This is a genomic window from Burkholderia anthina (assembly GCF_902498995.1).
In the GTDB taxonomy this organism is placed as follows: Bacteria; Pseudomonadota; Gammaproteobacteria; order Burkholderiales; family Burkholderiaceae; genus Burkholderia; species Burkholderia anthina.
Map to the genome: position 1 here is coordinate 1 of NZ_CABVLY010000018.1, position 13,999 is coordinate 13,999.

14 protein-coding genes and 1 pseudogene are annotated in these 13,999 nt (G+C 61.3%); 12 read left to right on the forward strand and 3 right to left on the reverse strand.

From position 1 onward, the window contains the following. Window positions 1–97 precede the first annotated feature (97 nt). The 12 genes from BME24068_RS21790 (at window position 98) to dmpG (ending at window position 10,455) form a co-directional block, all read left to right on the forward strand. Window positions 98–1,060, forward strand: a complete 963-nt coding sequence (locus BME24068_RS21790) for a cyclase family protein (RefSeq protein ID WP_174927330.1) — start codon at window positions 98–100, stop codon at window positions 1,058–1,060. 203 nt (window positions 1,061–1,263) lie between these two features. After that, window positions 1,264–1,407, forward strand: a complete 144-nt coding sequence (locus BME24068_RS21795) for a hypothetical protein (RefSeq protein WP_174927331.1) — start codon at window positions 1,264–1,266, stop codon at window positions 1,405–1,407. Between the two features lie 140 nt (window positions 1,408–1,547). After that, the gene (locus BME24068_RS21800; protein ID WP_203368185.1) at window positions 1,548–2,408 is read left to right on the forward strand and encodes an SDR family oxidoreductase; all 861 of its coding nucleotides are present in this window, start codon (window positions 1,548–1,550) and stop codon (window positions 2,406–2,408) included. Between the two features lie 618 nt (window positions 2,409–3,026). Next, window positions 3,027–3,344, forward strand: coding sequence for a hypothetical protein (locus BME24068_RS21805; RefSeq protein ID WP_174927332.1), 318 nt, complete (start codon window positions 3,027–3,029; stop codon window positions 3,342–3,344). Between the two features lie 33 nt (window positions 3,345–3,377). Then, the gene (locus BME24068_RS21810; RefSeq protein ID WP_174927333.1) at window positions 3,378–3,710 is read left to right on the forward strand and encodes a hypothetical protein; all 333 of its coding nucleotides are present in this window, start codon (window positions 3,378–3,380) and stop codon (window positions 3,708–3,710) included. Window positions 3,711–3,770: 60 nt separating this feature from the next. Then, window positions 3,771–4,808 (forward strand): TRAP transporter substrate-binding protein, encoded by a 1,038-nt coding sequence (locus BME24068_RS21815; protein ID WP_174927334.1) that lies wholly within the window; start codon window positions 3,771–3,773, stop codon window positions 4,806–4,808. A gap of 92 nt (window positions 4,809–4,900) precedes the next feature. Beyond that, a complete protein-coding gene (locus BME24068_RS21820; protein ID WP_174927335.1) occupies window positions 4,901–5,422 on the forward strand; it encodes a PPC domain-containing DNA-binding protein in 522 nt (173 codons plus the stop codon). 12 nt (window positions 5,423–5,434) lie between these two features. Further along, window positions 5,435–7,339, forward strand: coding sequence for a TRAP transporter large permease (locus tag BME24068_RS21825; RefSeq protein WP_174927336.1), 1,905 nt, complete (start codon window positions 5,435–5,437; stop codon window positions 7,337–7,339). 7 nt (window positions 7,340–7,346) lie between these two features. Further along, entirely contained in the window at window positions 7,347–7,640 is a 294-nt protein-coding gene (locus BME24068_RS21830) for a YciI family protein (RefSeq protein ID WP_174927337.1), read from the forward strand. A 7-nt stretch (window positions 7,641–7,647) separates the two neighbouring features. After that, window positions 7,648–8,442 (forward strand): fumarylacetoacetate hydrolase family protein, encoded by a 795-nt coding sequence (locus tag BME24068_RS21835; protein ID WP_174927338.1) that lies wholly within the window; start codon window positions 7,648–7,650, stop codon window positions 8,440–8,442. 13 nt (window positions 8,443–8,455) lie between these two features. Then, window positions 8,456–9,403: an acetaldehyde dehydrogenase (acetylating) gene (locus BME24068_RS21840; protein ID WP_174927339.1), complete on the forward strand. Its 948-nt coding sequence runs from the start codon at window positions 8,456–8,458 to the stop codon at window positions 9,401–9,403. Window positions 9,404–9,414: 11 nt separating this feature from the next. After that, entirely contained in the window at window positions 9,415–10,455 is a 1,041-nt protein-coding gene (gene dmpG / locus BME24068_RS21845) for a 4-hydroxy-2-oxovalerate aldolase (RefSeq protein WP_174927340.1), read from the forward strand. A 63-nt stretch (window positions 10,456–10,518) separates the two neighbouring features. On the opposite strand, the gene BME24068_RS21850 is transcribed toward dmpG, so the two are convergent. From BME24068_RS21850 to BME24068_RS21860, 3 genes and pseudogenes are all read right to left on the reverse strand, one after another. Continuing rightward, window positions 10,519–11,412: a LysR family transcriptional regulator gene (locus BME24068_RS21850; RefSeq protein WP_174927341.1), complete on the reverse strand. Its 894-nt coding sequence runs from the start codon at window positions 11,410–11,412 to the stop codon at window positions 10,519–10,521. A gap of 263 nt (window positions 11,413–11,675) precedes the next feature. Next, window positions 11,676–12,306 (reverse strand): annotated as a pseudogene (locus tag BME24068_RS21855) (integrase core domain-containing protein); the annotation flags it as partial. 393 nt (window positions 12,307–12,699) lie between these two features. After that, window positions 12,700–13,995 (reverse strand): IS701 family transposase, encoded by a 1,296-nt coding sequence (locus BME24068_RS21860; protein ID WP_174927430.1) that lies wholly within the window; start codon window positions 13,993–13,995, stop codon window positions 12,700–12,702. Window positions 13,996–13,999: the final 4 nt, after the last annotated feature.

The window sequence follows — 13,999 nt, forward strand, 5'->3', positions numbered from 1 at the left end:
ACGACCGCAACACGCTGTTCGGCGGCGGCGCACCGGGCCTGACCGACTATCCGACGCTCGCGCAAGCCGCGGCGTGAACGATTCTTTGGAGTCCAATATGAAAGCAACCCTCGCCCGACTCGCGCTCACCGCGGTCCTGCCGTTCGCAGCCACGCAAGCGTCCCACGCTGCACCGTCCGCACCGGCGGCCGACTGGTATCCATCCGTCTATGGCGCGAACGACGAAATCGGCGCCGCCAACCTGCTGACGCCCGACGTCGTCAAGCAGGCCGTCGGCCTCGTCAAGGTCGGCAAGACCTACCCGCTGGCCGTGCCGGTGGACAAAGACCTACCAGCGTTCCGCCACCGCAGCTTCCGGCTGTACAACGTGCAGGTCGGCCAGCAGGCCGGCAAGAGCCTCGGCCCGAACAAGTTCACGTTCAACGATGAACTCGTGAACGCATGGACCGGCGTCGGCACACAGTTGAACGGCATCGGCCACATCGGTATCGACAACGTGTATTACAACGGCAACAAGGCGGCCGATTTCGTCACCGTCGACGGTGTGAAGAAGCTCGGCGTCGAGAAGGTGCCGCCGATCGTCACGCGCGGCATCGTGCTCGACATGACCGCTTACTACGGTAAGCCGATCGTGCCTGGCGGCACCGAATTCACAGTCGCCGACATCCAGGCCGTGCTGAAGAAGCAGGGACTGACGCTGCGCAAAGGCGACGTCGTGCTGTTCAACACCGGCTGGCTGGAACTGATCGGCAAGGACAACAGGCAGTTCCTCGACGTCGAGCCCGGCATCGGCATGGAAGCCGCGAAGTGGCTGGCCGACCAGGGGATCGTCGCGTTCGGCGGCGACACGTGGGCGTCGGAGGTCTATCCGAATCCGCACACGCAGGACGAATTCCCGATCAACCAGTACATGCTCGCGAAGCGCGGCATCTACAACCTGGAACTGATCGACAGCCGCGCGCTGGTGCGTGACAAGGCGTGGGAATTCCTGTTCGTGCTCGGCCAGCCGCTGTACGTCGGCTCGACACAGGTCAACATCAACCCGGTCGCGATCCGCTGATCCCGCGAGCCACGTGCCAACAGGTTGCCGGAGAGCTCGCATGAGAATCACGCTCCCTTCCCGCCAGGGTATTGGCATTGCGCCGCCGGGTGACATGTATCGGGACGTCCCGCACGAAGACGCACAGGCCAGCGAAATCTGGACCCGCTACTTCGACGCAGCTCCGCGTCTCGGAGAAGCGCGCGCACACTGCCGTCGCGGCGATGATCCCTGGCGCGAGCCGGCCCGATCGCGTCGACGAGAACCTGCGGCCCGCATCGACGCCGATTCCGGTCGACCAGTGGGACGCGCTGAAGGCCGTACGCCTGATCGAGGAACACGCGCTGGCGCCGACCGGCCCGGTTTGAGCATGAATCGAAACCGCACGATGCCCGAGCCGGCGGCACGCATCGCGCGGTAGCCGGCACGGAGGTCCGGTCGGCGACGCGCAGCCAATGCCGATCGGGAACGACACGCCATCGCATCCGCATCCTTCGTCGCACGGCAAATGGCCGAAGCAACAGGCTCCCTTTTCGATGCCGCCAACCTCGTCGGTGGCACCGCTTTTTTCAAGGAAATGAACATGAGCAGCACGCAAGCATCGAAACTCGCCCTCGTCACGGGCGGCTCGCGCGGCATTGGCCGTGCAACGTCATACGAACTGGCGCGACAGGGCTACATCGTCGCGGTTCACTATCGCGCCGACCGCGCGGCGGCTGAACAGACGCTCGCCGGCATCCGCGAACTCGGCGGCCGCGGTCTGGCGATTCAAGCCGATCTCAACTATCCGGACGGCGTTACCGCGCTGTTCGACGCGCTCGACCGCGCCGTCGCGGAACAGAACCTGCCAGCGACGCTTGACGTCCTCGTCAACAATGCTGGCGTTGCCGACGGCGGCACGCTGGACGACACGTCGATCGAGCTGTTCGACCGCCAATTCACGCTGAACGTGAAAGCGGTGTTTTTCACGACGCAGCGGGCCGTGAAGCGCATGCCGCGCGGCGGCCGGATCGTCAACTTGTCGAGCGTACTCTCGAGCCGCGTGTTCGAAGCCGGCGGCGACTTCAGTGCGATTTCCGCATATGCCGCATCAAAGGCAGCCGTCGACACGCTGACTCGCCACTGGGCCGTTGAACTTGGCCCGCGCGGCATCGTCGTCAACGCCGTCGCGCCCGGCCCGGTCGATACCGACATGAACGCGAGCTGGCTGCGGACCGATAGCGGTAGGGTAACGATGACATCAGCCAGCCCCCTCGGCCGCGTCGGTACACCGGACGACATCGCCGGCGTGATCGGCTTTCTCGTGAGCCCGGCGTCGCAATGGACGACCGGTCAGGTAATCGATGCGAGTGGTGGATATCGCCTTTAACCGATACTGTGTCCGCCAATAGCGAGTATGGCAATCCCGTCGCGAGCACAAAACGGGCTCGCGATGGAAGCGCACATGTACGCACAAAGTTTCTGTACCTATTCAAATGAAAGCATTCGATCATCTCCTTCACCGTTCAACGTGGTTCAACTAGATAACGCACCGCATCCATCTGGTGTTATATCGATTACGTGTTATGTATCACGCGTCGGCCAATGTCTGAGGCCGCGCTGCAATCAGGCCCTCGACGCGCTCCGGAAGCCTCCCAGAATAGGCATCTCCTTTGGCATTTGAACGGTAGAGATCGTCCTAGGGCATGCCGCTCGGCACTACCCGAGCAATCCAAACGGTCCACATAGTCTCGCAGAGAACGAGACAGCACACTTCCTCGATGGCCCATTCGTGCCACGTATTCGTCGCCATCCGCGCTCGTCAAGCGTGCATTCCTCTAACGAATAACATGGATCGCGACGGCAGCTTGCGCTCACGTGTCGCTCGCGCACGCCACCCGAGAAAATCTGATATCTCGATTTGTGCATATGACGATGTAGCGCAATTTCGTACGCTTCAGGCGTCGAGTCGCAACACCTGCGACAGAACATTGACCAGGAGACATCAATGCCTTTGTTTCTGAACGAAGTATGGCTTGGCGACATCAAGCCACAAGTCATGGAAGAGGCCGTAACCTTTTTCGGCAACCTGAGCGTGGGTACCAAACCCGGCAACCTTCCGCCCGATCTGCGCATGGTCGCGGGTCCCTGGCTCTCGGCCGAGGAGGCGAAGGTGATGTTCGTTTTCGAGATCGACGACCCGTCGACCATGTTCGATGCCTATGCCGAGCGCGTCATGAGTGGCCTGTTTGCTCACCGCAAGCTGACTCTGCTATCCGGTTGGGACCAGTTGAAAGCCCATACGGATCGCGTGGCGAACGCCTGATCAGTGCACGTAAACGCCGAAGGAGAAAAGAAGATGCCCAAGTTTTTCAATGAAGTTTGGCTGCGCGACATGTCGCCCAAGACGATGCAGGGCGTGGTGGATTTCCTGGGGAAGCTGCGCGAAGGTGTCCGACCGCACAACCTTCCCGCGGACCTCAAGCTGCTGGCCGGCCCGTGGTTGTCCAACGAAGAAGCAAAGGTCTACTTCGTATTCGAGATCAACGACCCGACCGAAACGTTCGAGGCATTTGCAGAACGTGTGGCCGACGGGCTGTTCCTCAAGCGCCGGCTGACGCTGATCCAGGATTGGGATGGCGCCCGGAACTTCGCTACGTACCTGAGCAATCGACAGCCACTGACGACCTGATAGCGCCCGCGTCATCCCGCTGAACACAATAAAAAAGCGGGAACCCACAGGAGACAAGTCATGAGCAGCATCAATAGCGGGCGTCGCTTGGCGCTCAAACAGGGGTTGGCCATCGCAGCGGCTTCGGCCGCCTCGGGCGTGATGTTCAGCCCGCGGGCACGTGCGGCCGGGCAAATCTACCACTATAAGCTCGGCATCGCACTGGCACCCGGCCACCCTACCACAGCCAACCTGACCGCGGCGGCAGCCGAGATTGCCCGTGTCTCGAATGGTCGGCTGAACATCCAGGTATTTCCCAACAGTCAGCTCGGCAGCGACACCGACATGATTTCACAAGTGCGCTCCGGGGCCATTGATTTCGTCAGCACCGCGGGACTCATCTGGGGCACGCTGGTACCGACGGCATCCATCAGCGGAATCGGCTTTGCATTTCCCAGCTACGACCACGTGTGGCGAGCCATGGATGGCGAGCTAGGGGCGCATATCCGCGCGGCATTCGCCAAGATCAACCTGGTACCCCAAGCTCGAATCTGGGACCACGGGTTTCGCCAGGTCACCAGCAGTACCCGGCAGATTGCCATGCCGCAGGACTTCAATGGATTCAAGATCCGCGTACCGCTGAGCCCCGCTCTCACCTCGCTGTTCAAGGCGTTTGGTGCCGCCCCCGCCGGCATCAATATGGCGGAGACCTATACCGCGCTGCAGACCAAAATCGTGGACGGACAGGAAAACCCGCTGACCATCCTGGAGACGCAGAAGCTGTACGAAGTCCAAAAGTACTGCTCGCTCACCTCGCACGTGTGGGACGGTTTCTGGCTGGTCGGTAACATGCGCACATGGAACGCCCTGCCCGAAGACTTGCGGCAGATTGCGTCCACGACGTTCGACGCCTATGCCGTCAAACAGCGCCAGGCTGTCGATGCCTTGAACGCACGCCTGCGCGAACAACTCAAGGACCGCGGCATGATCTTCAACCAGCCGGACGTGAAGGCCTTCCGCGACTACCTGAGCAAGGCGGGCTTCTACAAGGACTGGAAGAAGAAGTTTCCGGCCGACACGTGGACGCTGCTCGAGAAGTACTCGGGCCAGCTCGCTTAGCCAAGTCACGTTCTCTCTACAACAGAAACACCATGGCCGGTGGCATCGCGCCACCACCAGGGCGGCGCTCGCCCGCAAATACAGGAAACGTCATGAACTATATCAAGCGCCTGGCCTCGCTGTTCGTACTCGGCATCACGCTCTCCGCCCCGATGATGCACAGCGCAGCCGCAGCAGACCTCAAAGGCAAGTACATGAAGACCCCCACCGGCTATCTGATGGTGCTTCGCCATGGGGACAACGTGCTGGAAAGTCTAGCCCAACTCGCCCAAGCGGAGAAGATTCCGAGCGCCAGTTTCACCGGCATCGGGTTTATGTCCGAAGCCACGTTCGGCTTCTATGACTTCGACCGCAAGCAGTTCGACCCCAAGACGTTTCGCAATGTCGAGATGGCCAACATGACAGGATCGATTGCATGGAAGGAGGGCAAGCCATCCATCCACGCGCATGGCACGGCCATGGATGGCACGTTTAACGGTGTCGGCGGCCATCTTCTGGGCCTGACGGTTGGCACGGGTTCGTGCGAGATCACGATCATCGTCCATCCCGAGCGCCTGGAACGCTTCGTCGATCCGGAAATCCAGGCCAACGTGCTCGGGTTGCCGCAACGGTAATGGAGGCAAGTCATGTCCATCCATACGGTCGAAGTCGACTCGCAGGCCATAGATCGCCCCGCTCGCACCCCTGAACCGGGAACGCTCGCTCGCGTGCTGTATCTGACAGACAAGGTATTGGGCGCGGCAACCGAGATTCCGGCTGCGCTGCTGGTGGTGGCGGAAATCGGCGTGCTGTTCAGCGGAGTCTTGAGCCGCTATGCCATGCACACTCCGTTGATCTGGGTGGACGAGCTGGCCTCACTGCTTTTCATCTGGCTCATCATGCTGGGCTCCGCAGTCGCCTTCCGGCGCGGCGGCCACATGCGCATGACGGCACTGGTCGATCGCGCCGCGCCCCACTGGCGCGGCGTGTTCGAACTGGTCGCCACGGTGGCCGCCTTGACGTGGTTAGCGTTGGTCGCCCACCCGGCATACGAATTCGCCAGCGAAGAGGCGCTGGTCACCTTGCCCGCGCTGGATATCTCCAACGCCTGGCGCGCAGCCGCGCTACCCGTCGGCATCGGGATCATCCTGCTGATGAGCGTGGTGCGCGTCCTGATGACGTCGAGTCTGCGCACGGCACTGGTAGCGGTCGTTGCGTGCGTTTGCGTCGCGGGAGCGCTAGTTGCACTGCAACCGCTGCTGCAAGCGCTCGGCAACGCCAACCTGCTGGTGTTCTTTGTCGCCATCGTCGGGCTGCTGGTCTTCTCTGGCGTGCCGATTGCCTTCGCGTTCGGACTAGCGACATTCGGCTATCTGTCTCTCACCACCTCGACACCCACTACGGTGGTCATCGGGCGGATGGACGAAGGAATGTCGCACCTGATCCTGCTGGCGGTGCCACTGTTCGTCTTTCTGGGGGTGCTGATCGAGATGACGTCGATGGCCAAGGCGATGGTGCAGTTCCTGGCCAATCTGCTCGGTCACGTGCGCGGCGGCCTGTCATACGTGCTCATCGGCTCGATGTATCTGGTGTCGGGCATCTCGGGCTCGAAGGCGGCGGATATGGCAGCCATAGCACCGGCCCTGTTCCCGGAAATGAAGAAACGTGGCGCCGAGGACGGCAACATGGTCGCACTACTCGCCGCCACCGGCGCGCAGACCGAAACGGTTCCGCCCAGCCTGGTGCTCATCACCATCGGATCCGTCACCGGCATCTCGATCTCCGATCTCTTCACGGGGGGCCTGTTGCCCGGCATCGTGCTGGCCGCGATGCTCGGCGCAGCGGTGTGGTGGCGCTCGCGCAAATCGGATTGCCCGACCACTGCCAAGGCAAGTTGGTCCGCAGTAGGCAAAAGCTTCGTCGTCGCTCTCCCCGCGCTCGCGCTGCCGTTCGTCATCCGTGCCGCTGTCGTCGAAGGCGTCGCCACCGCCACCGAGGTGTCCACCATCGGCATCGTCTACGCGATCGTGGTAGGGCTTCTGGTGTACCGCAAGCTCGACGTCCGGAAACTGTGGCCTGCGCTCGTGGACACGGCCGCGCTATCCGGCGCGATCCTGCTCATCATCGGCACCGCCACCGGCATGGCATGGTCGCTCACGCAATCCGGATTCTCCGGCGACCTGGCGGATGCCATGGCCAGGCTGCCGGGCGGCGCTGCCGCGTTCCTCGCGGTCTCCATCATCGCCTTCATGCTGCTCGGCAGCGTGCTGGAAGGGATTCCCGCCATCGTGCTGTTCGGCCCCCTGCTGTTTCCGATCGCCCGCCAGCTCGGCATTCACGACGTGCACTATTCGATGGTGGTCGTGCTGGCCATGGGCATCGGCCTCTTCGCACCTCCGTTCGGTGTCGGCTACTACGCGGCCTGTGCGATCAGTTGCACCCAACCGAGCGAGGGTGTACGCCACATCTGGCGCTACATGATCTCGCTCTTCATCGGCACTGCCCTCGTGGCTGCCGTGCCCTGGATCTCCATCGGCTTTCTCAACCATTGATCCCATCATGAAATTCGCAGCCATCGTCGAGTACGTCAACGAGCCCGAACGTATTGCACAGCTTCGGCCTGCCCATCGCACCTATCTGCAGGACCTGTTGCAACAGGGGCGTCTGGTGGTCGCCGGCCCCTTTGCAGACGGCAGCGGTGCCCTGTTCGTCTATGAAGTTCCAAATGAGCACGAGGCCTCGGAACTCGCTGCCAACGATCCGTTTGCCAAAGCGTCGCTGTTCAAGAGCGTCGTCATGAAGCCTTGGAAACTCGTCTTTTCGTGCCCTGACAACCTGAATCGCTCACTCTAAGGCACCTATGAACATGGACACCGTAGTACTCGAAAGGCTGGCCACGTCCCTTCGCACAGCGGCCCGGGAGGGCCTTCCCATTCCTCCTGTGCGAAACGAATTGGCCGCGTTCGGCGTAGCCGGCGCCTATGCGGTACAGGAAATCAATACACGCCACAGCCTCGAAATCGGGCGGCGTCTGACGGGCCGCAAGATCGGCCTCACGTCGCAATCCGTTCAGCAACAGTTGGGTGTGGATTCGCCAGATTTCGGCATGCTGTTCGCCGACATGGAGCTCGCGCCGGACGAGGTGGTCTCTTTGGGGCGCGTGCTCCAGCCGAAGGTGGAGGCGGAGGTGGCCGTGGTACTCGAGCGAGATCTTTGCCAGGAGCATGTGACGCTGTCCGAGTTGATGTCCGCCATTGCGTACGTCGTCCCAGCGGTAGAAATTGTCGGCAGCCGCATCAAGCACTGGGACATCAAGCTCCTGGACACCGTTGCGGACAACGCATCTTCCGGCCTGTACGCGCTGGGAACGCGGCCCAGGAAGCTGTCGGAAGTCGACCTGCGCACGTGCGGCATGCTCATGGAGCGCAAGGGGCAGGTCGTATCCCTCGGTGTGGGCGCGGCATGCCTCGGACATCCATTGAATGCCGCGCTGTGGCTCGCTCGCAAGATGATCGACGTGGAGCGTCCTCTCGTCGCCGGCGACGTCATCATGACCGGCGCACTAGGGCCCATGGTCACTATCTCGCCGGGCGACATCATCGAAACCACCATCGCCGGTCTGGGCGTCGTCACAACGGCGTTTGCGGCGACTTGAACGGGAGCACGTCATGTCAAGCAACAAGATCAAGGCCGCCATCATTGGCAGCGGCAATATCGGCACCGACCTCATGATCAAGATCATGCGGCATGGGAAAAACATCGAACTCGCCGCCATGGTTGGCATCGACCCGCGCTCGGAAGGATTGGCGCGTGCCGCACGCCTCGGCGTAGCGATCACGCATGAGGGCATTGAAGGACTGACACGCCTGCCTGCCTTCGACGCTGTCGAGCTCGTGTTCGATGCCACCAGCGCCGCTGCCCACATCGTCAATGATCGCTTCCTGCGCGAGCGAAAGCCGGCCATACGCATGGTGGACCTGACCCCGGCGGCCATCGGCCCCTATTGCGTGCCGGTAGTCAACGGCGAGTACTGTCTGGATGCGCCCAACGTCAATATGGTCACGTGCGGTGGTCAGGCAACCATTCCCATTGTCGCGGCCGTGTCGCGCGCGGCCAAGGTGCGCTATGCGGAAATCGTGGCGAGTATCGCCAGTCGATCTGCCGGCCCCGGCACCCGCGCCAACATTGACGAATTTACCGAGACCACCACCAGAGCCATCCAGACCGTGGGCGGCGCCGAGCGCGGCAAAGCCATCATCGTGCTCAACCCCGCCGAACCGCCGCTCATGATGCGCGATACCGTCTACACCCTGAGCGAGCGGGTCGACGAGGCTCGCGTTGCCCAGTCCGTGCAAGACATGGTGGCCGCTGTTCAACGCTACGTCCCTGGGTATCGGCTCAAGCAGGAGGTGCAGTTCGACCACGTGCACGATCTGAATGTCCCCGGCCTGAGGCGCATTAGCGGCTTGAAGACCACCGTGCTGCTGGAAGTCGAAGGCGCCGCCCACTATCTGCCGGCCTACGCCGGCAATCTGGACATCATGACTAGCGCCGCTCTGTCGACCGCCGAACGCATTGCCCAGCGCATGGTCGACAGCGACATCACCGCTATTTGAAGGAGCTGAACGTGAGCAAGAAAATCTACGTTTCCGACGTTACATTGCGCGACGGCAGCCATGCGATTCGTCACCAATATAGTATCGAGCAGGTCAAGGCGATTGCCAAGGCACTCGATGCGGCCGGCGTCGATTCGATCGAGGTCGCCCATGGTGACGGGTTGCAGGGGTCGAGCTTCAACTACGGTTTCGGTGCGCACACCGATCTGGAATGGATCGAGGCCGTGGCCGATGTCGTCCGGCAAGCCAAGATCACGACCCTGCTGCTGCCGGGCATCGGCACCGTGCATGATCTCAAAGCCGCATATGACGCAGGTGCCAGAATCGTGCGGATCGCTACACACTGCACCGAGGCCGATGTCGCCAAGCAGCACATCGAGACGGCGCGCGCGCTGGGTATGGAAACGATCGGTTTCCTGATGATGAGCCATATGACCACCCCGGCCAAGCTGGCCGCCCAGGCCAAGCTCATGGAGAGCTACGGCGCGACCTGCTGCTACGTGGTCGATTCCGGTGGCGCGCTCGGCATGGAAGATGTCCGACATCGCATACGCGCGTTCAAGGAGACACTCAACACTGAAACACAGGTGGGCATCCATGCGCACCACAATCTGTCGCTGGGCGTGGCGAACTCTATCGTGGCCGTAGAAGAAGGTTGCGACCGTGTCGACGCCAGCTTGGCCGGCATGGGTGCCGGTGCGGGCAACGCGCCGCTCGAAGTGTTCATCGCCGCCGCCGACCGGCTCGGCTGGAACCATGGCTGCGACCTTTTCCGTCTGATGGACGCGGCGGAAGATCTGGTGCGACCGCTGCAGGATAGGCCCGTGCGCGTGGATCGCGAAACGCTCGCGTTAGGCTACGCCGGTGTTTACTCCAGCTTTCTTCTGCACTCCGAAGCAGCGGCCGCCAAGTACGGCATCAGGACAGTCGACATCTTGGTCGAACTCGGCAAGCGACGCATGGTGGGCGGCCAGGAAGACATGATCGTCGACGTGGCGCTCGATCTGTTGCATAAGCGAAAGACCGGCGAACCATCGATCTCTGTCCCCTGACTCACACGTTACGACGGCGGCCACGCTCGAAGGGCCGGCCGCCATCACGCTCGTTGGCACGGCTCAGGTCTCGCGTTGCGTCAGCTTCCGGATAAGGCCTATGACGGTTCGGCTGGCATGCGTCAGCGGGCGCTGCGTGCTGACCGCAAGCACCAGCGTACGCGATAAAACCGGGTCGGTGATACGGCTGACTTGAATCCTCCCCAACTGCATATCGACGCTCACTGCCTGACGAGTGAGGATCGTGTAGGCGGCACCGTTCGCCACGATCTCGCGCATGGCCGTGAGCGAATCGACTTCTATCTGGGTATTCAGATGCACGCCGGATTTCTTCGCCTCGTCCAGCAGCATCATGTGAAATCCGTCCGGCGCGCCTGGCAGCACTAGCGGCAAACCAGCCACGTCCGCGAACCTGCAGCTGGGATTACCCACAACGGGATCTCCGGTGCGGGCAATCAAATAGAGTTCATCCGTTACGAGCGCTTCATCGGTCTTATGGATGCGATCGCCGTAGCGAGAAAAGACACCGACGTCCGCACGCCCGTTGGCCAGCGCCTCTTCAATGTTGCCTGCGAACCCTTCCATCAAACGCAGGTCGATCTTCGGAAAGTCAGCGCGCACGTGTTGAAATAGCGGGCCAACGATGTGCTGGGTGATGGATGACTGCAGCGCGAGCCGCACCGGACCGCTCGGCACGTTCGATTGGTCCCTCACCTCGCTTGCCAGCAGTTCGAACTCACTTAGCAGCGATCTCACACGCGGCATCATGGACTGCCCTAACTCGGTCAAAACGACGCCTCGACCGGTGCGATAGAACAGCTTCGCCCCAATCTCGTTTTCCAAGGCGGCAATGTGCTTGCTGAGTGCAGACTGGGCGATCCCCCGCGATGCACAAACCTTGCTGAGACTACCCGCCTCGACAATGTCGAAAAACAATTGTAGGTGCTTGATGTCCATCCCGAGTCCATAGCCAGAAGATGGCCGACTCTAGTGAGGAGGCCATGCGCATCTTCCATCACGGGAACCCTACCGGCAATGCGTAGTCAACCTACCCTTCGCCAGACGGCTCACCACGATGAACACGTCCTGCCGAAGCTCACTGTTTCAGAACAGCCCAAACTCAGTGTCACCTCCATACAGACCAACACGCCGCCGTATGCATTAATCGTTGAATACCAGTGGAGTTGCCTGGAGTTGACCCTGTAATCCCGGACACAGCCTCACACTAAGGTTGCTGAGACCAGCAAGCGCTGAAACTCGCGGGGCGAGCGGTATTTCAGCGCGCTATGGGGATACTTTTCGTTGTAATGCTCGAACGCGATGGCCAGGTTTCGTGCAGGAGTCGCGGTGTCCGGCTTTGGCATCAAGGCGACGCAGTCGCTCTTTATCGTTTTCACGAAGCGCTCAGCCAGCCGTTGCTTTGCGGGCTGCACACCGGCGTGGTCGATGGCGTCAGGTCGGTGGCTACCGCGAACCGACGCGTGCCGTCGACTGTGTAGCCCAAACCGTTGCGCTCAGCCACTCAATTTCGGACGGCGTATGCAGCGCCTTGCCAAACCGATTTTCCACCGCGGCCAGCATCACGTCGCGCACGATGTCGCCGCTGTGGCCTGCCGTCGTGGCTGCCCTGCTCATCGCTTCGCGGTCGCGGCAGTCCAGCGCTAACGTCACGCACAGCGGTTCGCCGTTGTCGCAGCGGAACTCGAAGCAGTCCGGGCACTATCGCAGATTGCTTCGCGCGACAGCCACCTTGCCATCGTACCGACGTTGAGGGCGAGGCGCACTCACTCGGCTACATTCAAAATGAAATGAGAATTTTTGCCCGGATGTGCGAAGGACTGCTTTCGCGCGCGCCCATTCTGACCGTAACGAGCCATCGTGGTGTCCCATAGGGAGGTCCTTGGAACTGGATTTGTCTAACTCGCGCCGATGCGAGTTGGCTCGGGGCTTGTGCATGCGTAAAAAAGCAATACGCGCGAACTATATCTCTCTCGATCACAATCGCAAAACGACTCGCATCGCAACCGAATTTGCCCGTGAAATTTCTTTCTAAAACAGCAAGAGACAGTGATAAGTCATTTTTATCAAAATCGATTTTCCCGAAGTGACTGCACCCCTGAGATGCACAATTGCCCCTAGTCTTACTGTGTCAATAAATTAGCATTGGACGCTGAACAAAACGGACATCGCTGGAGCCGGCGCGCGATGTATGCAGCGATACGCCAGCGCAGCGTGGTGATGGAATCAGCCACGTGGCGCTGCGCGCGCTGGGGATCCGCGTGGCACGTAATCCGAGGGTAAGGCAAATGGGTCGCGGATCGTGGAGCTTTTTTTACTGTCGCCTTGAATGAGGCGGTGAGCAACAAGAAACCCATGGGCAGCAATACACAACGATGCATGGTGATGGAATCCACGCCAACCACGTCCTTCGAAGTGTCCCAGGCCGAACTCCTGCTTGAGATCCTGATAGTCCCGCTCGATACGCCAGCGCATCTTGGCGACATGAACCAGTCGTTCGAGCGTCGTGTCTGGGGGCAAAGTCGAAAGCCAGTATTTGAGCGGCTCTGCGTCACCTTCGGGCCATTCGATCAGCAGCCATTCCTTATCTCGCAGTGTTGAGCGCCAGTAATCGCGGTGTGAAGCACGCACGCGCACGGCAGCAAAGCGCGAAGTGAGCGCGGCGCACGTACCTTCGCGCCATATCACGTTGCGATAGTGCGAGACGTCAAGCTTCGAGGCCAGATCCTTGATTCCGATCGGCTCATGTCCCGGTGCGCGCCGTAACAAGCTGCGTGGCCGGCCCGATTTCCCCGCGGCGGGCTCGGGCGATAGAGGCGCCGTGCCCGGCGCCCATACGCGTGTGTTCGAGCGAATGCCCACCGCATACTGCAGCCCGAGCTCGCTGACAGCCTCCCGAAACGAGGTGTCGTCTCCATAGCCCGCATCGGCCAACACGACACCGTCGGGCGCGCCGCTTTGCCGTGCTTCGCGCAACTGCCCGGTCGCAATCTCTGGTTTGGTTGCAAACTCGATTTCCTCGGGCACGCCGGCTTTCTGTCGTCGCACGGGATCGTCGCTCCATTCACGCGGCAGATACAGTCGATACGACACCGGTAGGCTCGCGTCTTCCGTCGCCACCGACAGGCTCACCGCAACCTGGCAGTTGTCCTGCTTGCCCAGTTGACCGCAGTATTGCCGTGCCACGCCGACCGAATGCTTACCCTTCTTGGGAAATCCCGTGTCGTCAATGATCCAGTACAACCCGCCAGCCGGGTCCATGTGCGGCAGCACCCAGCGCCGCACCTGCTCGAGCAGCGCCGTATCGGACCATTCCGACTTCGCCACGAAATGATGCAGTGACTGGTGCCGCGCGCTCACATGCTCCGGTTCCAGATGTGCCGCCAGCGGCTCGACGCTCTTGCGCCGAATTGGCAGCATCAGTCCTTGGCAATAGCCTCTCAATCCTGACTCGCGGTCGCTATGCCCAAGCGCTTCACACAAATGTTCCAGATACGCCTCGAATGACGTCTCCCAGTCCATCATT